The 19,026-nt window shown below is 68.1% G+C and carries 27 protein-coding genes; 14 read left to right on the forward strand and 13 right to left on the reverse strand.

The window, feature by feature from the left end:
* The 4 genes from CVV72_RS14010 to CVV72_RS14025 all read right to left on the reverse strand — a co-directional run bounded on the left by CVV72_RS14010 (position 1) and on the right by CVV72_RS14025 (position 3,743).
* Complete coding sequence (locus CVV72_RS14010) at positions 1-366, reverse strand: cupin domain-containing protein (RefSeq protein WP_037344297.1); 366 nt, start codon at positions 364-366, stop codon at positions 1-3.
* Between the two features lie 23 nt (positions 367-389).
* Positions 390-1,703, reverse strand: a complete 1,314-nt coding sequence (locus CVV72_RS14015) for a lysine N(6)-hydroxylase/L-ornithine N(5)-oxygenase family protein (protein ID WP_219152852.1) — start codon at positions 1,701-1,703, stop codon at positions 390-392.
* A 59-nt stretch (positions 1,704-1,762) separates the two neighbouring features.
* On the reverse strand, positions 1,763-3,019 hold the full coding sequence (locus tag CVV72_RS14020; RefSeq protein WP_219152853.1) for an ATP-grasp domain-containing protein: 1,257 nt from the start codon (positions 3,017-3,019) through the stop codon (positions 1,763-1,765).
* Positions 3,020-3,335: 316 nt separating this feature from the next.
* On the reverse strand, positions 3,336-3,743 hold the full coding sequence (locus CVV72_RS14025; RefSeq protein WP_219152854.1) for a VOC family protein: 408 nt from the start codon (positions 3,741-3,743) through the stop codon (positions 3,336-3,338).
* Positions 3,744-3,904: 161 nt separating this feature from the next.
* On the opposite strand from CVV72_RS14025, the gene CVV72_RS14030 reads away from it, so the two are divergent.
* From CVV72_RS14030 to CVV72_RS14040, 3 genes are all read left to right on the forward strand, one after another.
* Positions 3,905-4,090 carry a hypothetical protein gene (locus tag CVV72_RS14030; protein ID WP_219152855.1) on the forward strand — a complete coding sequence of 62 codons (186 nt, stop codon included), beginning with the start codon at positions 3,905-3,907 and terminating at the stop codon, positions 4,088-4,090.
* Between the two features lie 114 nt (positions 4,091-4,204).
* Positions 4,205-4,684 carry a DUF2975 domain-containing protein gene (locus tag CVV72_RS14035; RefSeq protein ID WP_219152856.1) on the forward strand — a complete coding sequence of 160 codons (480 nt, stop codon included), beginning with the start codon at positions 4,205-4,207 and terminating at the stop codon, positions 4,682-4,684.
* Complete coding sequence (locus tag CVV72_RS14040) at positions 4,684-4,890, forward strand: helix-turn-helix transcriptional regulator (protein ID WP_034319648.1); 207 nt, start codon at positions 4,684-4,686, stop codon at positions 4,888-4,890. The genes CVV72_RS14035 and CVV72_RS14040 overlap by 1 nt, the downstream gene beginning before the upstream one ends.
* On the opposite strand, the gene CVV72_RS14045 is transcribed toward CVV72_RS14040, so the two are convergent.
* Positions 4,887-6,200 (reverse strand): cytochrome P450, encoded by a 1,314-nt coding sequence (locus CVV72_RS14045; RefSeq protein ID WP_219152857.1) that lies wholly within the window; start codon positions 6,198-6,200, stop codon positions 4,887-4,889. The two genes, CVV72_RS14040 and CVV72_RS14045, sit on opposite strands and share 4 nt — an antisense overlap.
* 71 nt (positions 6,201-6,271) lie before the next feature.
* On the opposite strand from CVV72_RS14045, the gene CVV72_RS14050 reads away from it, so the two are divergent.
* Positions 6,272-6,892, forward strand: coding sequence for a UdgX family uracil-DNA binding protein (locus CVV72_RS14050; protein WP_219152858.1), 621 nt, complete (start codon positions 6,272-6,274; stop codon positions 6,890-6,892).
* A gap of 1 nt (position 6,893) precedes the next feature.
* Here the strand turns inward: CVV72_RS14050 and CVV72_RS14055 are convergent, their stop codons facing one another.
* Together CVV72_RS14055 and CVV72_RS14060 are read right to left on the reverse strand one after the other, a co-directional pair.
* Entirely contained in the window at positions 6,894-7,085 is a 192-nt protein-coding gene (locus CVV72_RS14055; RefSeq protein ID WP_219152859.1) for a hypothetical protein, read from the reverse strand.
* Positions 7,086-7,168: 83 nt separating this feature from the next.
* Positions 7,169-8,131 carry an LLM class F420-dependent oxidoreductase gene (locus tag CVV72_RS14060; RefSeq protein WP_219152860.1) on the reverse strand — a complete coding sequence of 321 codons (963 nt, stop codon included), beginning with the start codon at positions 8,129-8,131 and terminating at the stop codon, positions 7,169-7,171.
* Between the two features lie 111 nt (positions 8,132-8,242).
* Between CVV72_RS14060 and CVV72_RS14065 the strand changes: the two genes are divergently transcribed.
* From CVV72_RS14065 to CVV72_RS14075, 3 genes are all read left to right on the forward strand, one after another.
* A complete protein-coding gene (locus CVV72_RS14065; RefSeq protein ID WP_219152861.1) occupies positions 8,243-8,575 on the forward strand; it encodes a plasmid stabilization protein in 333 nt (110 codons plus the stop codon).
* A 64-nt stretch (positions 8,576-8,639) separates the two neighbouring features.
* Entirely contained in the window at positions 8,640-9,092 is a 453-nt protein-coding gene (locus tag CVV72_RS14070; RefSeq protein WP_126730774.1) for an anti-sigma factor, read from the forward strand.
* Positions 9,089-9,877, forward strand: coding sequence for a SigB/SigF/SigG family RNA polymerase sigma factor (locus CVV72_RS14075; RefSeq protein WP_219152862.1), 789 nt, complete (start codon positions 9,089-9,091; stop codon positions 9,875-9,877). Before CVV72_RS14070 ends, CVV72_RS14075 begins: the two co-directional genes overlap by 4 nt.
* A gap of 239 nt (positions 9,878-10,116) precedes the next feature.
* On the opposite strand, the gene CVV72_RS14080 is transcribed toward CVV72_RS14075, so the two are convergent.
* From CVV72_RS14080 to CVV72_RS14090, 3 genes are all read right to left on the reverse strand, one after another.
* On the reverse strand, positions 10,117-10,395 hold the full coding sequence (locus tag CVV72_RS14080) for a DUF3140 domain-containing protein (RefSeq protein ID WP_255632774.1): 279 nt from the start codon (positions 10,393-10,395) through the stop codon (positions 10,117-10,119).
* An 80-nt stretch (positions 10,396-10,475) separates the two neighbouring features.
* On the reverse strand, positions 10,476-10,937 hold the full coding sequence (locus CVV72_RS14085) for a hypothetical protein (RefSeq protein ID WP_034319620.1): 462 nt from the start codon (positions 10,935-10,937) through the stop codon (positions 10,476-10,478).
* Between the two features lie 96 nt (positions 10,938-11,033).
* Positions 11,034-11,495 (reverse strand): SRPBCC family protein, encoded by a 462-nt coding sequence (locus CVV72_RS14090; protein ID WP_219152863.1) that lies wholly within the window; start codon positions 11,493-11,495, stop codon positions 11,034-11,036.
* A 135-nt stretch (positions 11,496-11,630) separates the two neighbouring features.
* Here CVV72_RS14090 and CVV72_RS14095 point away from each other — a divergent pair, with 135 nt between their 5' ends.
* From CVV72_RS14095 to CVV72_RS14120, 6 genes are read left to right on the forward strand one after another with little or no spacing between them, the layout of a single operon-like run.
* Complete coding sequence (locus CVV72_RS14095) at positions 11,631-12,044, forward strand: phage holin family protein (protein WP_219152864.1); 414 nt, start codon at positions 11,631-11,633, stop codon at positions 12,042-12,044.
* Entirely contained in the window at positions 12,041-12,346 is a 306-nt protein-coding gene (locus tag CVV72_RS14100; RefSeq protein WP_125674610.1) for a DUF3618 domain-containing protein, read from the forward strand. The genes CVV72_RS14095 and CVV72_RS14100 overlap by 4 nt, the downstream gene beginning before the upstream one ends.
* Entirely contained in the window at positions 12,343-12,609 is a 267-nt protein-coding gene (locus tag CVV72_RS14105; RefSeq protein WP_034319611.1) for a DUF4235 domain-containing protein, read from the forward strand. The genes CVV72_RS14100 and CVV72_RS14105 overlap by 4 nt, the downstream gene beginning before the upstream one ends.
* Positions 12,610-12,611: 2 nt before the next feature.
* Positions 12,612-13,907 (forward strand): NAD(P)/FAD-dependent oxidoreductase, encoded by a 1,296-nt coding sequence (locus CVV72_RS14110; RefSeq protein WP_219152865.1) that lies wholly within the window; start codon positions 12,612-12,614, stop codon positions 13,905-13,907.
* 13 nt (positions 13,908-13,920) lie between these two features.
* The gene (locus CVV72_RS14115; protein ID WP_219152866.1) at positions 13,921-14,424 is read left to right on the forward strand and encodes a hypothetical protein; all 504 of its coding nucleotides are present in this window, start codon (positions 13,921-13,923) and stop codon (positions 14,422-14,424) included.
* 29 nt (positions 14,425-14,453) lie between these two features.
* Positions 14,454-16,244 carry a thiamine pyrophosphate-requiring protein gene (locus CVV72_RS14120; protein WP_219152867.1) on the forward strand — a complete coding sequence of 597 codons (1,791 nt, stop codon included), beginning with the start codon at positions 14,454-14,456 and terminating at the stop codon, positions 16,242-16,244.
* Positions 16,245-16,247: 3 nt separating this feature from the next.
* Here CVV72_RS14120 and CVV72_RS14125 read toward each other — a convergent pair whose 3' ends face one another.
* The 3 genes from CVV72_RS14125 to CVV72_RS14135 form a co-directional block, all read right to left on the reverse strand.
* Positions 16,248-17,051 (reverse strand): SDR family NAD(P)-dependent oxidoreductase, encoded by an 804-nt coding sequence (locus CVV72_RS14125; RefSeq protein ID WP_219152868.1) that lies wholly within the window; start codon positions 17,049-17,051, stop codon positions 16,248-16,250.
* On the reverse strand, positions 17,051-17,650 hold the full coding sequence (locus CVV72_RS14130; protein ID WP_219152869.1) for a TetR/AcrR family transcriptional regulator: 600 nt from the start codon (positions 17,648-17,650) through the stop codon (positions 17,051-17,053). The genes CVV72_RS14125 and CVV72_RS14130 overlap by 1 nt, the downstream gene beginning before the upstream one ends.
* Before the next feature lie 325 nt (positions 17,651-17,975).
* Positions 17,976-18,344 (reverse strand): helix-turn-helix domain-containing protein, encoded by a 369-nt coding sequence (locus CVV72_RS14135; protein ID WP_125674622.1) that lies wholly within the window; start codon positions 18,342-18,344, stop codon positions 17,976-17,978.
* A gap of 79 nt (positions 18,345-18,423) precedes the next feature.
* Between CVV72_RS14135 and CVV72_RS14140 the strand changes: the two genes are divergently transcribed.
* Entirely contained in the window at positions 18,424-18,948 is a 525-nt protein-coding gene (locus tag CVV72_RS14140; RefSeq protein ID WP_219152870.1) for a GNAT family N-acetyltransferase, read from the forward strand.
* Positions 18,949-19,026: the final 78 nt, after the last annotated feature.

Consider the following 19,026-nt stretch of genomic DNA (forward strand, 5'->3'; position numbering starts at 1 on the left):
TCACGCCTCCGCCTCGTGCCGGGCGGCGAACTTCACCGTCATGTCGGAGTCCCACCAGATCGCGTACATCTCGAAGTCCTCCGCACCGTCGTTGAGGATGCGGTGCTCGGTGCCGGGCTTGTGGAATTCGATGTCGCCGGGCCGGAAGGCCCTGCGCTCTCCCCCGGACTCGACGACCGCTTCGCCGCTGACGGCGATGAAGATCTCGTACTCGTGGTGGGAATGCGCACCCGTCGCGCCGTGCGCCGGCACCGTCACCCAGGCGCCTTCGAACGGCGCGTTCAGTGCCGCCCACGGCAGGAGCCGCTGGCCGTAGGCGCCGTTCTCGAAGACCATCTTTTCCCGCTCAAGCGGACGGATCTCCATGACGTTCTCTTCCTTCTCGTGGGTCAGCGGGTGGCGACGATGGGGGCGGTTTCCGACGTCGGCTGCGGTGGCACCGAAGGGTTCTCTCCGCGGTGGGCGAGGATGTCCTGCAGGATGTCGTTGGCCCGCGGGGCGAGGACGCTCAGCAGCGAGTCCGCGATGCCGTGCGTGGCCTCGTTGACGCCTTGGAGGTAGACGGCCGCGGTGGCGGGCTGGTCGATCTCCAGCCGGTAGTCGCGGGTCACCTTGATCTCCGACAGGCCGATCGACTTCGCGATCTCCTGGACCATCCTCGGCATCTCCGGGGAGAAACCGGTGCCGAGCAGCACGAGATCGGTCCGCAGTTCCTGGATCTCCCCGGTGCGCCGGTCGGTCAGCTCCAGCACGATCTCCTCGCCCTCGTCACGGGCGTCGGTGATGTCGTTCATCGTGATCATCTTGAGCCGGGACCGGCCGGAAAGACGGTCCAGGTAGACGGAGCGGTAGAGCGCGTCCATCGTCCCCGGTGCCAGCCCGGAGTAGTTCGTGTGGTGCATCTCCTTGAGCATCTGCTCGCGCGCTTCCGGCCGCGCCTCGAAGAACTTGTCCACATGGGACGGGAAGAACAGCTCGTTGTTGAACTTGCTGCTCTCGTAGTAGTTCAGCCCGATCGAGCGCATCACCATCGTCGGCTTGCATTCGGGAAGATCGTTCTGCACCGAGCTGAACAGTTCCGCCGCGCTCTGCCCGGCGCCGATCACCGCGACGCGGTACGGAAGGTCCTTGCGCAGCTTGGCGATCCTCGGCAGGTACTGCGTGCTGTGGATGACGCGATCCTGGTTCACCGTGCGGAGCAGGTCGGGGATCCGCGCGTCGCGCCCGGCGCCGACCACCAGGTACCGGCTGCGGATGACCTCGCCGTCGGCGACGCGAGTGTCCCAGCCGGTGAGCGTGCCGTCCGTCCACACGGGAGTGATCTCGCGGCATTCCCGGCCGCGCTGCAGGTCCACCAGGGAAAGCGAGTCGGCCGTCCACTTGAGATAGTCGGCGAGTTCCACCCGGTACGGGACGAAACTGCCCATGTTCACGAATTCGTTGAGCCGGTTCGTCGCGTGCAGGTAGTTCAGGAACGAGAAGCGGCTGCGCGGGTTGCGCAGGGTCACCAGGTCCTTGAGGAACGAGACCTGCGACAGCGCCTCCGGCAGGAGCATGCCCCGCTGCCAGGAGACCTCTTCGTCCCGTTCGAGCAGGACCGATTCGCGGGCCAGGCCGGGCGCGAGCTCTTCCAGTGCCACTGCGAGCGCCAGGTTGGACGGTCCTGCTCCGACTGCGAGCAGCTCGACATCACGGTTCGCCATTTGTTTGCTCCGCCATCGTTGAGAGTGCTGGGAAGGTGTGGTGCGGTGCCGGTGCGCGGTCAGGCGCCGGCGGCCACCGAGGGCAACAGGGGGTGCGCGGTCAGCCGGACTTGGGCCATGGCCTTGTCCAGCACCGCTTCGCAGTCTTCGGGGTCGGTGCCCGCGCAGATCACGTACGCGTGCCTCGAGATGAACTCCGCCGGCGGCAGCCGCAGGCGCGCGCCCGGCTCGACGAGCACGTCCGCGGCGAGGATCCCGTTGTTCCGCAAGGTATCCGGAACGGACACGGACTCGACGACACAATCCTGTTTCGGGTAACCGAACCGCACGCCGACCCACCGGGGCTCGGCCTCGTGCGGGATATGGGGACGCATGCCGAGCGCGACGTCGACCGCGGCCGCGCCCGGGTCGACCCCGGTCGCGAATTTGGCGAGCAACGGGATCAGGTCGCCGCCGAGCCTGCCGTTGATCTCCACGATCACCGGCCCGCGTTCGGTGAGCTTGAGTTCGGTATGCGTGATGCCGTACCGGAAGTCGATCGCGCTGTGCGCGCGGGCCAGCGTCGAGCGCAAGGCGGGGTCGGCGAGCAGTGCGTCCGCGGAGCTGACCAGGTGGCCGAGCTCCTCGAAGTACGGATGCATGCCGACCGTCTTGCGGGCCACGAACATCGGCGTGTACTCGCCGTCCACGACGGCACCGTCCACACTGATCTCCGGGCCGCTCAGGTACTCCTCGACCAGCGCCCCGCCCTGGTAGGCGGGAGAGCCGCCGAAGCTGGCGTCCTCCGCGGTCCGGAACGCCTTCCGCGCCGCCTCGGCGTCTTCCGCGAGGCTGACGCCGATACTGGCCCCGCCCCCGCGCGGTTTGACCACGACCGGGTATCCGATCCGTTCGGCCACGCGGACGGCCTGGTCGTCGTCGTGCACGAACCCGAAATCGGGCTGCGCGACGCCGGCCGCGGTGAGCGTCCGGCGGCTGAACCACTTGTCACGGCAGCCTTCGATCGCGGAGATCCCGGGACCCGGCACCCCGAGTTCGTCCGCGACATGCGCCGCCGCCACGATCAGTGCCTCGTCCCAGGACACCACGCCGAGCACCGGCGTGGTCGCGTTCAGCGCCCGGGCCGCGGCCAGCACGGCGTCCTGGTCCTGTGTGTCCAGCACCGTCGCGCCGGTGATGTGGCGCTCCTGCCAGGTCGGTTCGGTCCCGTTGAACAACCACAAGGGATGCCGGTGCCCGGCCGACGCCAACAGGTACTCCCGGTACGGCCGCATCCCGCAGCCGATCACCAGGACAACACCCTCCGCTGAGCTCATTCCCTCTCCCCACCAGCCCGTCGCTCCGTCGCGGGCTACTACATCCCGGGGGCGGGTTGACCGGAACCCTTGATTCGGGAAGAACAATCAACGAGGGCGTGGCTTCAGAGAGTGGTTTCGCAAGCGGCGGCGGGCCGTCCTTCTCGGGCGACGGCGCGCCGAGGTGGACGCCCCGCAGTTCCGGCGCGCCTGATCGCGGCGGATCCCGGCCGCGGTCGTGTCGTCCGTCCAGACACGCGTGTCGTCCGCCTGATCACGCGTGTCGTCCGTTCAGTCACGAGAACGACCCGAATCACTCACGACCGGCCGGATGCCCTCAGGACAGAACGACGTTCACCATCCACGAGATGCCGAACCTGTCGATACAGGCGCCGAATTCGTCGCCCCACATCTGCTTTTCGAGAGGGACCGAAACGGTGCCGTCGGCGGAGAGCTTCTCCCAGTATCCGCGCAATTCCTCGCCGTCGTCGCCACTGAGACTGATCGACACGTTGGTACCGGGATCGTGCTCCATTCCCGGCGGCGTGTCCGACGCCATGATCGTGTAGCCGCTCGGGGAATCGAGCTGGCTGTGCATGATCTGGTCCTCCGCCGGCGTTCCGGCCATACCGGACTCGCCGAACGTATTCAACATCAGTTCCCCGCCGAACACCGACTTGTAGAACTCCATGGCCTGCCGCGCGTCACCGGCGAAGCTGAGATAGGGATTGAGACGGGAAGCCATGGGAACGCTCCTTCTGGTCGGGTCACGAGCATCCTGGCAGACGCCTCCCGGCGCGACAACGGCTGGACTACCGCCGGGTGAATTCCTTCGCACACCAAAAATTCAACCTCGTTCACCGAATGCGGTGAGCGATTTTCCGAACATCGCTTCAAGGTCCCCGTATGCCCGATTTCCGGATCCACCCCGCGGTCGATCCCGGCGAGGGACGGATCAACTCGTCCGCGGCACGCGTCGGGACCATCGGACTGTTCGCCGCCGCGGGGTTCACGCTCGCCGAAGAGACCGAGGCGCGCTCGGACCGGAGACCGCGGTGGCTGATGCGGCTCGATCTGCGCGCCGGCTCTTGAGCGGCACCGACCAGCGGCGGGGCGTGTCGCGACCGGGGCACCCGAAGCCCGCCATCCATCGACAACCGAGCGCTACCGATTGACTTTCGATAGATAACGCGCGAAACTCGACGCATGATCACAGGGCAACGGGCGGTCGCGCCTCTCCGAGTGTTCCTCGTGCTGCTGTTCGGGGTCCTCGTCCTCTTCCAGACCATGTCCCTGCCGGGGCAGTTCGCGCATATGGCCCGGCAGGACCCCGAAATGGCGTACTTGCGCTGGCCCGCGACGGCGGTCTCCATCTTCTGGGTGCTGTGCGTCCAGGTCGTGGTCGTCGCCACCTGGCATCTGCTCACGCTGGTCAAGAAGGACCGGATCTTCACCGAGGCTTCCCTGAGATGGGTGGACGCCATCGTGTGGGCGATCCTCGCCGGCTGGGTGGTACTTGCGGGTGTGTTCCTCTACGTCGGCTTCAACGCCGAAGACCCTGGCCTGCCGTTGCTGTTGTTCTTGGCATTGATCGGCGTCGCCGTACTGGGCCTTCTCATGGTCGTGCTGCGCACGTTGCTGCGGCAGGCCACCACCCTGCGGTCGGACATGGAACAGGTGATCTGATGCCGATCGTCGTCCGCATCGATGTCGAGCTGGCCAAGCGCAAGATGAGTGTCGGCGAATTCGCCGAACTCGTCGGGCTCACCCCGGCGAACGTGGCGGTGCTGAAGAACGGCCGCGCCAAGGCCGTCCGGTTCAGCACCCTCGAAGCGATGTGCCGGGTACTCGAATGCCAGCCCGGCGACCTGCTGGAATGGGTCGAAGACTAGACCACCGAGAACTTCAGGTGGAAGTTGTCGAGCGTCGCGGGCAGCGGCCGCTCCGGCCCGAGGACGGCACCGGAGACCAGTTCGCACCGCTGGTCCTTGATCAAGTGCGCCAGCATCGTGCTCGCGCAGAACAGCACGAGGTCCCGGCCGGGGCAGATGGCCGGTCCGGCGCTGAACGGGACGAGCGCCGGATTGGCCGCCGCGCTGCCGTCCAGCCAGATCCCGGGTTCGAACCGGTCGGCGTAGGGCAGGGATTCGGGGTCGCGGTGGAAGAACGGGGTGAAGATCAGCACCGTGGTCCCCGCGGGTCCCCAGGCGGTCTCGGCCGTGCTCTCGCGCAGCAGCGCGGGCGTGGTGGGCCACAGCCGGACCGATTCGAGGGCGCAGGCACGCAGGTACGCGAATTGGCCGGGCGCGGTCAGGTCGGCGGTCGCGACCTCTTCGCCGGCGCGTTCCCGTGCGTCGGGGTGGGTGGCCAGCAGCGCCAGCGTGCGGAAGGTGACGATCCCGGCTGCGTCGAACGCGAAGAGCCAGTGGGCGACCTGATCGGCCACGACGTCCATTGTCCGCTCACCCGACGGGCCCGCCGACGCGATGGCTTCGGCGAGGCTCCCCGGCTCCGCCCGTTCCAGGTGACCGATGAGCCGGGTGCGGAACTGGTCGTGGAGCCGGTCGCGCCGGGGGTGCGCGTACGCCCAGTTCGCGTCTTTCCGCAGGCGGGCGAGCGCGTCGGTGAGTTCGTCGTCGCCCGCCGCGGACTCGCCGAGCGTGACCCGGCGGACCATCCGCCACCAGGCCACGGTGAAGGTGTCCCAGTCCAGCGTGCCGCCGTCCCAGAGCGACGCCGCCTCCTCGGCGATCGCCGCGGCGAAGGGCGCGGCGAGGTCGTGCAGCGGCTTCCCCGGTTCGAGGACGTCCTCGTTGAATCGGCGGCGCGGTACCCGCTCCGTCGCGTCCGAGATCAGCACGCCGTGCGGCTGGAAATGCCCCAGCGCCGCCCTCTTCTCCTTGGTCGCCGGGCTGAACGGGACCGGCGCGGCGGCGAGCACCTCGCCGACGTCCTCCCCGGACAGCGCCAGGTCGATCGTGCGGCCGGGCACCCGCAGCCGCAGCGGGCCAGGACCGTAATGGGACCGGAGCCGCCCCAGCAGCCGCACGGCGGAGCGATCGAACTGGAGTTTCTGTGCCGCCGCCATCCCCAGCGGCCGCCGTTTGATCACGCCGCCGGCGAGCGTGGGCAGGACGACCCGCAGCGCCACACGCACGGTGTCCTGGACGGAAGCGGTGGCCGGTTCGGTCGAAGTCACCATGATCGAGGGCTACCCACCGCGCCCCGCGCATAACCGGTTTGTCCCGCGACCGGGTGGGGAATCCGGGCGCCATGGCGACCAAGGCACCCGGGGCGGATCCGCCCGAGACCGCGGATCTGGACAGGCTTCGTTCGGCGGCGTCCGGCTGCCGCGGCTGCGACCTGTACCGCGACGCCACCCAGACCGTCTTCGGCGAAGGCTCGCGTTCGGCGGAGATCATGGTGGTCGGCGAGCAACCCGGCGATCAGGAGGACCGCCAAGGCGCCCCCTTCGTCGGACCGGCCGGAAGGCTGCTCGACCGGGCCCTCGACGAGGCGGGGTTCGACCGCCGGAAGATCTACGTCACCAACGCGGTCAAACATTTCAAGTTCAAGCGGGACGAACGCGGCAAACGGCGGATCCACAAGACACCGTCCAAGACCGAGATCGTCGCCTGCCGTCCGTGGCTGCACGCCGAACTGGCGGCGGTCCGCCCGGAGCTGCTGATCTTCCTCGGCGCGACGGCGGCGAAGGCGCTGCTGGGCGACGACTTCCGCATCACCCGGAGCCGCGGCGAGCGGATCGATCTCGCCGAGTTCGCCACCACCGCCGTCGCCACCGTGCACCCGTCTGCGGTGCTGCGCGCGCCGGATCGCGACGAGGCCTATCGGGCCTTCGTCGCGGATCTCGTGGCGGCGCGCGCCGACCGCTGAATCACGCCACTTCGGAGCTGCGGTGGCCGTCGTGCAGGCCGAGCATGTCCAGCAGGGTCGCGCAGTCTTCGGCGCTCGTCGCCCGCGAAGCGACGGCGATGGCCGCCTTGCGCCGGATCGCCTCGTGCTCCGGCGTGTCCTGGCCTTCCGGCAGGAGGTCCGGTACGGGATGAAGACTCAGTTCGTTGCTCATCTGTCCCCCTTGGCTGAAGGATGTGTCGCTCTGATACCCACGATCCGCGGGTTTGAACACGGGTGACCCCGTTCGGGGGCGAATCAGCTCCGCAGCGCCGGGAGCAGCGTGTCCTCGGCGAAGCGGAGGAAGCCTTCCTGCTGGTCTCCGCCGATCTGGATCAGGGCGAGGTCGGTGAACCCGGCCGCCTCGAACTCGCCGACCTGCTTCACGATCCGATCGACATCGGGCCCGCACGGGATCGCCTCGGCGACGTCCTCCGGTTTGACGTACTGGGTGGCCCCGGCGAACCCCGCGGGCCCCGGCAGTTCGGCGTTGACCTTCCAGCCGCCACCGAACCAGCGGAACTGCTCGTGCGCCCGCCGGATCGCGGCGTCGCGATCCTCGCCCCAGGACACCGGCAGCTGGGCGATCTTCCTGCCAGGCGGGCCGAGCTTGGTCGCGTCCCATTCGCGGCACAGCGACCCGTCCGGCTCCACCGCGATCATCGCGTCGGCGATCGGCGCGAACCTGGTCACCGACTGCGACCCGGACACCGCGACCCCGATCGGGACACGCTGCTCCGGCAGGTCCCACAGCTTCGCCGAATCCACCCGGAAGTGGTCACCCTTGTAGTTGAAGTAGCCGCCGTCGAAGAGCCCGCCGATGATCTGGACCGCTTCGGCGAGCATTTCGTGCCGGACGTTCGCCGGCGGCCAGCCGCGTCCGACGACATGCTCGTTGAGGTTCTCCCCCGCGCCGAGCCCCAGGGTGAACCGGCCGTCCGAAAGCGCCTGCACGGTCGCCGCCTTCTGCGCCACCACCGCCGGGTGATAGCGCATGGTCGGACACGTCACGAAGGTCATCAGTTCGACCCGTTCGGTGCTCTGGGTGACCGCTCCCAGCACGCTCCACGCGTACGGCGAATGCCCCTGCTCGTCCAGCCAAGGCGAATAGTGGTCGCTCATGACCTCGAAGTCGAACCCCGCCTTCTCCGCCCCGGCGGCGTATCCCACCAGGTCTTTCGGTCCGGCCTGTTCGGTCATGAGGGTGTAGCCGATGCGCATAGAAGCCTCCTTCGCGTCCGACCCCCGCGTACCCGCCCCTTCCCGGACTCAACCGGACGTTTATCCGGCGAATCGAACGGGGTACCTGACCGGGGGAAGAAAGGAGCCGCGATGCCGCAGCAGGCTTGGAGCGACAAACGAGAACGTCAGTACGAACACATCAAGGACTCGGCGAAGGATCGGGGCGCGAGCACCGACCGGGCCGAGGAGATCGCCGCTCGCACGGTGAACAAGAACCGCGCGCAGGCGGGCGAGTCACGCGAGGCCAGCCGCACGTCCCTCCGGGACATGTCACCCCAGCGGCGGGGTGGCAAGCGGTCGGGGAACCGGTTGGGCCCGAACGGCCCGACCAAGGACCAGCTCTACAACGAAGCGAAACAACGCAACGTCGAGGGCAGGTCGAAGATGTCCAAAAAGGAGCTTCAGCGAGCCCTGGGCCGTTGATCACGCGTCACGCGGCGGAGCACCGCCGCGGTCACCCCACGGCCACGGACGGATGGGTTTCGTAATGGATGCACACGGACGGGGCGGCCTCACCCCCCAGACCCGGTCACAGTCGGACGGTCTGTCCGACCGGGTCGAGCTTCGCCTTCCCGCGGAGGCGGAGCAGATCCCTCTCGTCCGCACGCTCACCCATGGTGTGGTGGCCCGTGCGGACTTCGGCTTGGACGCCATTTCAGACGCGAAGATGGCCGTCGACGAAGCCTGTTCCCAACTTGTCCAGCCCGCTGAACTGGGAGCCGTTCTTTGTTGTGTCTTTCACGAGATACCGGAAGGAATCGCCGTCTCGATCTCGACGCGGACGAACCGGCCCTATCTGCCGAGCGAGACGACGTTCGGCTGGCACGTCTTGACGACGTTGACCCACTCGGTGCGGGCGCGGTGCGAACCGATTCCCGGCGAAACAGGGGGCACGACGACGATCGACCTCGTCCTGGCCCCGGGAACGAGCGACGGGTGAGTGGCGAGCGCAAGACTCTCACTCGGCAAGCCGACGACTACGCTCAGTGCGAACCGCTCTTCGAGGAACTGTCGTCGCTGCCGGAGGATTCCCCGCGCCGCCGGGATGTGCGTGCCCGCCTCGTCACCGAACTGCTGCCGCTCGCCGAGCACATCGCCACCAGGTTCTCCGGACGGGGCGAGCCTCGCGAAGACCTGGTCCAGGTGGCGCGGATCGGCCTGATCAACGCGGTCGACCGGTTCGACCCCGGCCGCGGGCACGATTTCCTCTCGTTCGCCGTGCCCACGATCATGGGTGAGGTCCGGCGGCATTTCCGGGACACCGGCTGGTCGGTCCGGGTGCCGAGGCGGCTCAAGGAGCTGCACGTCTCACTCAGCCAGGGCACGGCCGCACTGTCCCAGCGGCTCGGCCGCGCGCCGACTCCGACCGAACTCGCCGAGTATCTCGGGCTCGAGGTCAACGACGTGCGGGAAGGGCTGCTCGCCGGCCAGGCCTACCAGACGCTGTCGGTCGACAAACCGGTGCACGACAACGCCACCGAGGCCCTCTCGCTCGCCGACACGATCGGCGAGGAAGACCACGAGATGGCGTTGGTGGAGAACCACGAGGCGCTGCAACCCCTGCTGCGGGAGCTCCCCAAACGGGAACGCGCGATCCTCGTGATGCGCTTCTTCGGGGGCTACACCCAGACACAGATCGCGGAACGGATCGGCATCTCGCAGATGCACGTCTCGCGACTCCTGTCCCAGACGCTGGACCAGTTGCGCGGCAAGCTCTCGGAGTAGCGGCCTCGTTCATCCGTGAAGGCCTCCTTGAGGGACTTCGGGTCCCTCAAGGAGGCCGAACTCGCGTGCTCAGAGGCGTATCTCGCGTGATTAAAGGCGTAACTCCCCCATCCGGCTCCAATCACGCGAGTTACGTCTCCAATCACGCGAGTTACGCCTTCGATCACGCGTGTGGGCAGGTACGTGAAGGCCCCCTTCACTGCGTCCAGCGCAGTGAAGGGGGCCTTCACGTACTTCGGTCACACGGGTTTCAGCGGGTCGTGCCCTAGCGACATCAGCTTGTGCCGCCAATGCGCCTCGCCCGCGACGGGCTCGAGGTCGTCACGCCGCTGGTCCTCCACCCGCCGGACGACCGAGCGCATCACCCGCTCGTCCTCGGCGGTGAGGTCGGTCCGGCGCTTGCCGAGGATGCCGAGCACATGCCGCCCGGTCGGCGTCCCCGCCTTGTCCGGCAGTGCTTCGTCCTCGTCGTCGGCCGACCTCGTGCGCAGCCAGTCGGCCAGTTCCCGCGAAGTCATGTTGACCACGCGATGGAATTCGTCCCACAGTTCGTCGTCGATCTCGTGCACGGCGAAACCTCCTGCCAGCACTCGACTTCTTACGGCGTCGTGTACGGCGCCTGCTGTTCGATGGACGGGCTCGCGGCCGGATAACGGCCGTCCTGCCCGGGTACCGGCGTCACCGTCGTGCCCCGTTGCTCGGGCTCGACACGCCTCGGCCGGTTGATGACCGCTTCGGCCTCCTGCTCGCCACGGATCCGCGAAAGCACGCTGAGCGTGATCGCGTGGGCGATGGCCAGGACCAGCAGCAGCACGCCCAGCCTGCCCACCACACCAGGAAGGTCGCTGCCCCCGATGTCGACGGTCGACAGCAGCGCCAAGACGCCCAGCGTCGCGAGATGGAACAGCACCGTCACGAGCCACGTCATGGAAGCGCCCGCGGCCGGATCGCCGTGGGAACCTCGCAGGTAGCGCTTACCGCTCTGGTAGATGATCAGACCGTCGAGCATGACCAGCGCCACCCCGATGACGAGGAAGGCCACGTATGCGTTGGTAGTCATGCCGGAACGCTCCCTTCGTAATGGACCTCACCCCAGGAGATACCCGGGACCTCCCCCAGGAAAACGCCGTCTTCCAGGGGAGGTCCCGGGTACCGGTCAGCTGCCGGGGCGGTCCACGTCACCGCGCCAGGCGCCGGACTCGTGGCCGCGGCTCTCGATGAACTCCTTGAACCGCTTCATGTCGCCCTTGACCCGGCGGTCGAGCACGCCGAGTTTGTCGGCGACGTTCTCGGCGAAACCTTCCGGATCGATCTCCATCTGCGCCGTCACCCGGGTCTTGTTGTCGGCCAGGCGATGGAACGTGATGACGCCCGCGTGGTCGGGACCGGAGTCCGAGGTCCACGCGACCCGTTCGTCGGGATGTTGTTCGGTGATCGTCGCGTCGAATTCCCGGCTCACCCCACCGAATTTGGTCACCCAGTGGGTGTGAGTCGCGTCGATCTGGCGGATCTCCTCGACACCTTCCATGAACTGCGGGAAGCTCTCGAACTGAGTCCACTGGTTGTACGCGGTCTTCACCGGGACTTCGACGTCCACCATTTCGGTGATCGTGCTCATGCATCCTCCTGTCGGTTGGGTGCTTTCGAGCCGGCACTCCCCGGCTACCCGGCGCTCAGCGGGGCGAAACACGCTGTGATTGACCTGCCGGGCCGCCGGGTACCCGGCGGACAGAACGCTCCGAGGAGGTGCCCCATGATCGAAGAGACCCACCGGAAGCCGTCCGAGGAAAAGTCGGTCGGCGAACTGGTTTCCGATCTCAGCGACGAGGTCAAACACCTCGTCCGGGACGAGATGCGGCTGGCCGTGTTCGAGTTGCAGCGCAAAGGAAAGAAGATGGGCTTCGGTGCCGGATTGTTCGGCGCCGCGGGTGTCTTCGCCCTTTTCGGGCTGGCGACCTTGATCGCCGCGGTGGTGCTGGCCCTCGCGCTGGTGATGCCCGCGTGGCTGGCGGCCGTGGTGACGGGCGCGGCGCTGCTGCTGATCGCCGGTCTTTCGGCCGTCGTCGGCAAGAAGGAGGTCTCCAGCGCCACACCGCCGGTGCCGGAAGAGGCCATCGAAGGTGTCCGTGAGGACGTCGACACCGTCAAGCAAGGAGTGCGGTCATGACCGATTTCCCCAAGAACGCCGAAGAAGCCCGCGCCGATCGCGACGTGACGCGGGAGGAACTCACCGAGACCCTCGACGCGCTGGGCAAGAAGATGGACGTCAAGGCGAGGGTCAACGACAACCTCGACACCAAGGTCGACGAGGCCAGCGCGAAGATCTCCGAGAAGGTTTCCGAGCCCGCGGCGGAGAAGTTCCGTCAGGGCACCGAAGTCGTCCGCGCGAATCCCCTGCCGATCTTCGCCGGTGTCCTGGCGTTGCTCTTCACCATCCGGTTGATCATGCGAAAGAGGTCTTCCTCGTGAACAAGGTTCTCTACAAGCCGCTCAGTATGGTCGTGAGCGCGGCGGGCGGCGTGCTCGCCGGGATCGCGTTCAGGCAGATCTGGAAACGCGTGAGCGGCGAAGAAGAAGCGCCGGACGCCACCGACCGGGACTTCACCTGGACCCAGGTGATCGTCGCGGCCGCCGCGCAGGGCGCGATCTTCGGCGCGGTGAAGGCCGCCACAGAACGGGCGGGCGCGGTCGGCTACCGCAAGGCGACCGGCGACTGGCCCACGGAGGACTGACGATGCGCGTGGTGATCATCGGAGGCGGGTTCGCCGGCTACAACGCGGCCAAGACCCTCCTCAAATCGGTCGGCGACGACACGGAAGTCGTCGTCCTGAACCCGACCGACTATTTCCTCTATCTCCCCCTGCTGCCCGAAGTCGCCGCCGGGATCCTCGAACCGCGGCGGATCTCGGTGTCGATCCCCGGCACGTTGCGCGGTGTGCGCCTGGTGCTCGGCACGGCCAAGTCGGTCGACTTCGACGATCGCAGGGTGGGTTACACCGACCCAGAGGGCCGCGAGCACTCCCTCGGCTACGACCGGCTCGTGCTCGCCGCGGGCAGTGTCAACAAGCTGCTGCCGATCCCCGGCGTCCCCGAGTACGCCCACGGCTTCCGCGGTCTGCCCGAGGCCCTCTACCTGCGGGACCACGTCACCCGGCAGATAGAACTCGCCGCCTCGGCGCAGGATCCGGCCGAACGCGACGCGCGGTGCACGTTCGTCGTGGTCGGCGCCGGCTACACCGGCACGGAGGTCGCCGCGCAAGGGCCCGCGTTCACCGCCGCGCTCACCGCGCGGCACCCCGAACTGAAGGATCAGAAGATCCGGTGGCTGCTGCTGGACGTGGCCGAGCGGGTCCTGCCGGAACTCGACCGGCGGCTCGGCGCCACGGCGGACGAGGTGCTGCGCGAACGCGGCGTCGAGGTGCTGATGAAGACGTCAATCGACGACGCCGGCGAAAAGGGGGTCACGCTGACCTCCGGTGAATCCGTGCCGACCCACACCCTCGTCTGGTGCGTCGGCGTCCGGCCGGACCCGCTGATCGAGGACCTGGGGCTGAAGACGGCCAAGGGAAGGCTCGTCGTGACAGCGCAGCTGAACGTTCCCGGGCGGCGCGACGTCTACGCGTGCGGGGACGCGGCGGCCGTCCCGGATCTGACCAGACCCGGCGAGTACACGCCGATGACGGCCCAGCACGCCGAACGCCAGGGCAAACTCGCCGGGCGGAACGTCGCGGCGTCGCTCGGGCACGGCTCGCACGGCACTTACCGCCACCACGATCTCGGCTTCGTGGTCGACCTCGGCGCCCACCAGGCCGCGGCGAATCCGTTGCACATCCCGCTTTCCGGGTTCGCCGCCAAGGCGGTCACCCGCGGCTACCATCTGCTCGCCATGCCGGGCAACCGGTTGCGCACCGCCACCGACTGGGCGCTCGAAGCGGTGACGAAGCGGCAGACAGTCCAATTAGGACTCGTCCGTTCGGGTTCGGTGCCACTGGACACGGTTTCCCCCGAACTCCCCCGCACGAACTGCTAGAGGAGAGACGCCCATGACCGCCGAATCCGATCCCATCCGCGCCGAAGGCCCCTCGGTCGTCACCGACGGCGGCGCCGAAGGCGCGAAGCTGCTGGTCCTCGACCCGGCGGGCGAGGGCAAGCACGGTGAACTCCCGGCGACGTGGCGGCCGCTCGCGGCCCGGCGCCAGATCATCTGGTGCAGGCTGCCGGTGGACGGCGCGCTCAGCCAGGCCGAAGACGTACTCGGCGACGCGGAACCCGGCGGCCCGCCGATCGACGTCGTGGCCGCCGGCGAGTCGGCCGCGGACGCCCTGCGGCTGGCCGAACGCCATCCCGGCGCCGCGTCCCATGTCCTGCTGGTCGACCCGGTGCCGGACGAGTCGTCCGACCTCGCCGAACGGGTGCGTTCGGCCGGGACCGCCGTCGACGTACTCCCCCACAGCACCGGTGAGCCGTACAACCGGGTCCCGCCTCCGCTGCCGCTCGGGCATCCGGACGTCGTCGCGGGGATCACCAAGATCCTCGAGGACGTTTAGCCGCCGGGGGGCGGCGGTATCCGCCGACCATGAGCGAAACCGTTGCGGACCATGTTCTGACCCGGCTGTGCGAATGGAACGTGGAGCAGGTCTTCGCCTATCCCGGGGACGGGATCAACGGGCTGGTGAGCGCGTTCGGCGCGGCGGGGAACAAGCCGCGTTTCGTGCAGACACGGCACGAGGAGATGGCGGCGTTCGCGGCCGTCGGCTACGCGAAGCTGAGCGGACGGCCCGGTGTCTGCATGGCGACGTCCGGCCCGGGGGCGATCCACCTGCTCAACGGTCTCTACGACGCCAAACTCGACCACGTGCCGGTGGTGGCGATCGTCGGGCAGACGGCGCGCAGCGCGATGGGCGGCAGTTACCAGCAGGAGGTGGACCTGCAGGCGTTGTTCAAGGACGTCGCGAGTGAGTACCTCGTGGAGGTGAACGTCCCCGAACAGCTGCCGAACGCGCTCGACCGTGCCCTCCGCACGGCCATCGCGCAGCGCGCGCCCACGGCGCTGATCATCCCGGCGGATCTGCAGGAGGAGACCTACCAGCCGCCGCGGCACGAGTTCAAGCACGTGCCGTCGTCCCCGCCCGATCATCCGCGGGCCAGTGTCATCCCGCCCTCGGAAGAAGTCGCCCGCGCCGCGGAGGTGCTGAACGCGGGCGAAAAGGTCGCGGTCCTGGTCGGGCAGGGCGCGCGCAACGCCGTCACGGAGTTGCGCGAGGTCGCCGAGCTCACCGGGGCCGGGGTGGCGAAAGCGTTGCTGGGCAAGGACGTCCTCCCCGACGACCTGCCGTACGTCACCGGCTCCATCGGCCTGCTCGGCACGCGCCCGACGTACGAGATGATGAGGGATTGCGACACGCTCCTGATCGTCGGTTCGAATATGCCGTATGCGCAGTTCCTGCCGGAATTCGGGCAGGCGCGCGCGGTCCAGATCGACATCGATCCCCGGTTCCTCGGCCTGCGGTATCCGACCGAGGTGAACCTTCTCGGCGACGCGAAGGGCACACTGCAACAGCTGATTCCGTTGCTGGAGCGCAAAACCGGCCGCGGCTGGCGCGAAAAGATCGAGAAGAACGTCGGCGAATGGCAGGAGACGCTGACCCGCCAGGCGATGCTGGACGCGCGACCGGTCAACCCGATGCGGATCGTGCACGAACTGTCCGAGCGGATCCCCGAAGACGCCATCGTCACCGCCGACTCCGGTTCGGCCACCAACTGGTACGCCAGGAACCTGCGGATGCGCGGCCGCATGCGGGGCACGCTCTCCGGCACCCTCGCGACGATGGGCTCCGGCGTCCCGTACGCGATCGGCGCGAAGTTCGCCCATCCCGACCGGCCGGTGATCGCCCTGGTCGGCGACGGCGCCATGCAGATGAACGGGATGGCGGAACTGCTGACCATCGCCCGGTACCGCGAACTGTGGGCCGATCAGCGTTGCGTCGTCTGCGTGTTCCACAACGGCGATCTGAACCAGGTCACCTGGGAACTGCGGGCGATGGGCGGCTCCCCGAAGTTCGAGCCGTCGCAGAGCCTGCCGGAAGTGTCCTATTCGGACTTCGCGCTGGAGGTCGGCCTCGGCGGGATCGCCGTCGACGATCCCGCCCGGCTCGGCGAGGCATGGGACGTCGCGCTGTCGGCCGACGTGCCCACGGTGCTCGACATCCGCTGCGATCCCGAGGTGCCGCCGATTCCCCCGCATGCCACCTTCGAGCAGGTGAAGGCCATGACCGAAGCCGTCTTGAAGGGTGAGCCCGACGCCTGGCACCTGGTCACGCAGGGGATCAAGACGAAAATGCAGGAACTGCTGCCCTCGCGCCGCTGAGACTCACGCGCTGGCACCACCGTCGAGGACGATGTCGTGCCCCACGACGTACGCGGATTCGTCCGAAGCCAGCCAGAGGACCGCCGCGGCGATCTCTTCGACCGCGCCGATCCGGCCGAGCGGGATGACCGAACCGAGCCGTTCGGCCCGGTCGGCCTCGGATTCGCCGGGCCGGAACGACATCTCCGTGTCGGTGGCGCCGGGGCTGACCGCGTTGATCCGGATGCCCTCGCCGATGTGGTCGCGGGCGGCGGTCCGGGTCAGCACGTCCACGGCCGCCTTCGAAGCGGCGTAGGCGGCCATTCCCGGCAGGCGGGTGTGCGAGCCGATGTTGGAGGCCATGTTGACGATGACTCCCCCGCCGCCCGCCCGCATCTGAGCGATCTCGTGCTTCATCGACAGCCACGTGCCCGTGAGATTCGTCCGCACGACGGCGTCGAAGTCCTCTTCGTCCAGGTCCGCCGCCGGCGCGGGGCGGCCGAGCACACCGGCGTTGTTGAACGCGATGTCGAGTTTGCCGTGCCGCCGCACGGTCTCGGCGACGAGACGCTCGACTTCGGGACCGGCACTCACGTCGGCGGTCACCGCGTCGGCCGTACCGCCGTCGGCCTCGATCTCCTTCACCGTCTGACGCAGCTTTTCGCCGTCCCGCCCGGAAACGACGACCTGAGCGCCTTCGCGCGCGAAGGCCGCCGCCGTGGCGCGGCCGATTCCGGATCCTCCGCCGGTGACCAGGACGACCTTGCCGCTGAATCGCTTCCCCGCAGACAACACAGTAGTTACCACTTTCTGGTCCGATCGTTCCATTATGAGTGTTTGCGAGCGGTTTCGAGCACCGCGATGGCCTGCTTCGCGGTCGCCCTGACCCGCGCCGCGGGATCCGGCCCCTTGCCCAGCACCCGCATGCCCTGCAGAACGGTGAGCAGGAAGCCGGCCAGCTCTTCCGGGTCCGCGGCGGCGTCGAGTTCGCCCTGCGCCTTCGCGCGGCTCAACGCCATCCGCACGGCCAGCTCGAGCGCGTCCCAGCTGCGCTCGACGACCCGCGCGACCTCGGGATCCTTCGGCATCATCTCCATGGCGGCGTTGACCACGAAACAGCCCTTACGCCCCGATTCGCCCAGTATTTCGGCGAGATAGCGGTCGATGAGCCGCCGCACCCCCGCGAGCGCGGGGCCCGGCCCGGCGAAATCCTCGACGAACCGCTGGTCGCCTCGGGCGATGTAGCGCTTCAAGGCCGTCAGGTACAGCTCGTGCTTGGTGCCGAAGGTGGCGTAGAGACTCGCCTTGCCGATGCCGAGCTCGGCGACGAGGTCGCTGACCGAGGTGGCCTCGTACCCCTGCCGCCAGAACAGTTCCAGCGCGGCTTCGCAAGCCGCGTCGACGTCGAATTCCTTCACCCGGGACACGAGAGAAGCCTAGCCACATCTGGACCGGTCGGTCAAGAAAGCGGGTTCAAGGGTCGGTCAGCCGGCGTTCCCAATGCCTCATTTGAGACGCTCAGTGTCTCAAATGAGGCATTGGGGACACCAGCGGCGGCTCAGGAAGTCACCGTGTATCGATGCCGGAGGTTTCCGCGTGATCGGCCGGACGACACACGTGATCCGGCGGACGACTCGCGTGACCAGATGGACGACACACCCGTGGGCGGGACTCCGCCGCGAGTCGTCCGGCCAATCACGCGAGTCGTCCACGCCAATCACGCATGTCGTCCGTTTCGCGGCGGCGAGCGGCTCAGGAAGCGGAGTCGTAGGCCGACCGGGCCTCTTCCACCTTCGGCAGGTTCTCCGTCGACCAGTCCGCGAGGGTCGCGAAAAGCGGCGCGAGGCTCCGGCCCAGGTCGCTGATCTCGTACTCGACCCTGGGCGGCACCTCGGCGTGATAGGTCCGGGTGAGCAGGCCGTCGCGTTCCAGTTGCCGCAGCCGTTGCGTCAGCACCTTCGGCGTGATCGACCCGATGCGCCGCTCGAGTTCGACGAACCGCTGCCTGCCGAATTCGTTGAGCGCCCACAGGATCGGCGTGGTCCAGCGGCTGAAGACGAGGTCGACCACCGGGGCGATCGGGCAGGCCTGTTCGGGGGTCGTCGAGGCGTCGGCGCGCATGCCGTCAAGGTACGCCGGGTTGCCGAGTTGTCATGATCCGGACACCCCATGAACCCATCTGTGCGCGTAACGTTCTGTCATGGACTTGACCACCGAAAGGCTCGTCGTCCGCGAGTGGTCCGAGGACGACGCCGAAGCCGCGCTGGCGATCTACGGCACCACCGACGTGACCCGATGGCTCACCCCGGCGATGGACCGGGTGTCCGACGCCGCGGCCATGCGTTCGGTTCTGCAGGCCTGGCAACAGGCCCAGCCGAATCTCGTGCCGCCGCGCGGGAGATGGGCGGTGCAGCGCAAGGAGGACGGCGTGGTCGTCGGCGGGCTGGGCATCCACCTGCTGCCACCGTACGAAGAGGACCTGGAGATCAGCTGGCAGCTGCATCCGGACGCCTGGGGCGAGGGTTACGCCTCCGAGGCCGCCCGCGCGCTGATCGGCTGGGCGTTCACCCAGGACACGGACGAGCTCTTCGCCGTCGCCCGGCCGAACAACGTGCGTGCCATCGCGACCGCGAAACGGCTCGGGATGGTCTGGGTCGGGGAGACCGACAAGTACTACGGGCTTCGCCTGCAGGTGTACCGGATCCGGCACACGGATACGGTCTAGGTGTATTGCCCTGAGAGGTTGTGAACGGGCCGACACGTAGTCGGATGATCTTGGTATGAGGGAGGGCCTCCGGGTTCG

The organism is Amycolatopsis sp. TNS106 (genome assembly GCF_019330265.1).
Lineage (GTDB): Bacteria > Actinomycetota > Actinomycetes > Mycobacteriales > Pseudonocardiaceae > Amycolatopsis > Amycolatopsis lurida.

Excerpts from the sequence above, each read along its gene's own strand:
- CVV72_RS14010 (WP_037344297.1), bottom strand. The coding sequence starts at position 366 with ATGGAGATCCGTCCGCTTGAGCGGGAAAAGATGGTCTTCGAGAACGGC.
- CVV72_RS14015 (WP_219152852.1), bottom strand. The coding sequence starts at position 1,703 with ATGGCGAACCGTGATGTCGAGCTGCTCGCAGTCGGAGCAGGACCGTCC.
- CVV72_RS14020 (WP_219152853.1), bottom strand. The coding sequence starts at position 3,019 with ATGAGCTCAGCGGAGGGTGTTGTCCTGGTGATCGGCTGCGGGATGCGG.
- CVV72_RS14025 (WP_219152854.1), bottom strand. The coding sequence starts at position 3,743 with ATGGCTTCCCGTCTCAATCCCTATCTCAGCTTCGCCGGTGACGCGCGG.
- CVV72_RS14030 (WP_219152855.1), top strand. The coding sequence starts at position 3,905 with ATGCCCGATTTCCGGATCCACCCCGCGGTCGATCCCGGCGAGGGACGG.
- CVV72_RS14035 (WP_219152856.1), top strand. The coding sequence starts at position 4,205 with ATGATCACAGGGCAACGGGCGGTCGCGCCTCTCCGAGTGTTCCTCGTG.
- CVV72_RS14040 (WP_034319648.1), top strand. The coding sequence starts at position 4,684 with ATGCCGATCGTCGTCCGCATCGATGTCGAGCTGGCCAAGCGCAAGATG.
- CVV72_RS14045 (WP_219152857.1), bottom strand. The coding sequence starts at position 6,200 with ATGGTGACTTCGACCGAACCGGCCACCGCTTCCGTCCAGGACACCGTG.
- CVV72_RS14050 (WP_219152858.1), top strand. The coding sequence starts at position 6,272 with ATGGCGACCAAGGCACCCGGGGCGGATCCGCCCGAGACCGCGGATCTG.
- CVV72_RS14055 (WP_219152859.1), bottom strand. The coding sequence starts at position 7,085 with ATGAGCAACGAACTGAGTCTTCATCCCGTACCGGACCTCCTGCCGGAA.
- CVV72_RS14060 (WP_219152860.1), bottom strand. The coding sequence starts at position 8,131 with ATGCGCATCGGCTACACCCTCATGACCGAACAGGCCGGACCGAAAGAC.
- CVV72_RS14065 (WP_219152861.1), top strand. The coding sequence starts at position 8,243 with ATGCCGCAGCAGGCTTGGAGCGACAAACGAGAACGTCAGTACGAACAC.
- CVV72_RS14070 (WP_126730774.1), top strand. The coding sequence starts at position 8,640 with ATGGATGCACACGGACGGGGCGGCCTCACCCCCCAGACCCGGTCACAG.
- CVV72_RS14080 (WP_255632774.1), bottom strand. The coding sequence starts at position 10,395 with ATGACTTCGCGGGAACTGGCCGACTGGCTGCGCACGAGGTCGGCCGAC.
- CVV72_RS14085 (WP_034319620.1), bottom strand. The coding sequence starts at position 10,937 with ATGACTACCAACGCATACGTGGCCTTCCTCGTCATCGGGGTGGCGCTG.
- CVV72_RS14090 (WP_219152863.1), bottom strand. The coding sequence starts at position 11,495 with ATGAGCACGATCACCGAAATGGTGGACGTCGAAGTCCCGGTGAAGACC.
- CVV72_RS14095 (WP_219152864.1), top strand. The coding sequence starts at position 11,631 with ATGATCGAAGAGACCCACCGGAAGCCGTCCGAGGAAAAGTCGGTCGGC.
- CVV72_RS14100 (WP_125674610.1), top strand. The coding sequence starts at position 12,041 with ATGACCGATTTCCCCAAGAACGCCGAAGAAGCCCGCGCCGATCGCGAC.
- CVV72_RS14110 (WP_219152865.1), top strand. The coding sequence starts at position 12,612 with ATGCGCGTGGTGATCATCGGAGGCGGGTTCGCCGGCTACAACGCGGCC.
- CVV72_RS14115 (WP_219152866.1), top strand. The coding sequence starts at position 13,921 with ATGACCGCCGAATCCGATCCCATCCGCGCCGAAGGCCCCTCGGTCGTC.
- CVV72_RS14120 (WP_219152867.1), top strand. The coding sequence starts at position 14,454 with ATGAGCGAAACCGTTGCGGACCATGTTCTGACCCGGCTGTGCGAATGG.
- CVV72_RS14125 (WP_219152868.1), bottom strand. The coding sequence starts at position 17,051 with ATGGAACGATCGGACCAGAAAGTGGTAACTACTGTGTTGTCTGCGGGG.
- CVV72_RS14135 (WP_125674622.1), bottom strand. The coding sequence starts at position 18,344 with ATGCGCGCCGACGCCTCGACGACCCCCGAACAGGCCTGCCCGATCGCC.
- CVV72_RS14140 (WP_219152870.1), top strand. The coding sequence starts at position 18,424 with ATGGACTTGACCACCGAAAGGCTCGTCGTCCGCGAGTGGTCCGAGGAC.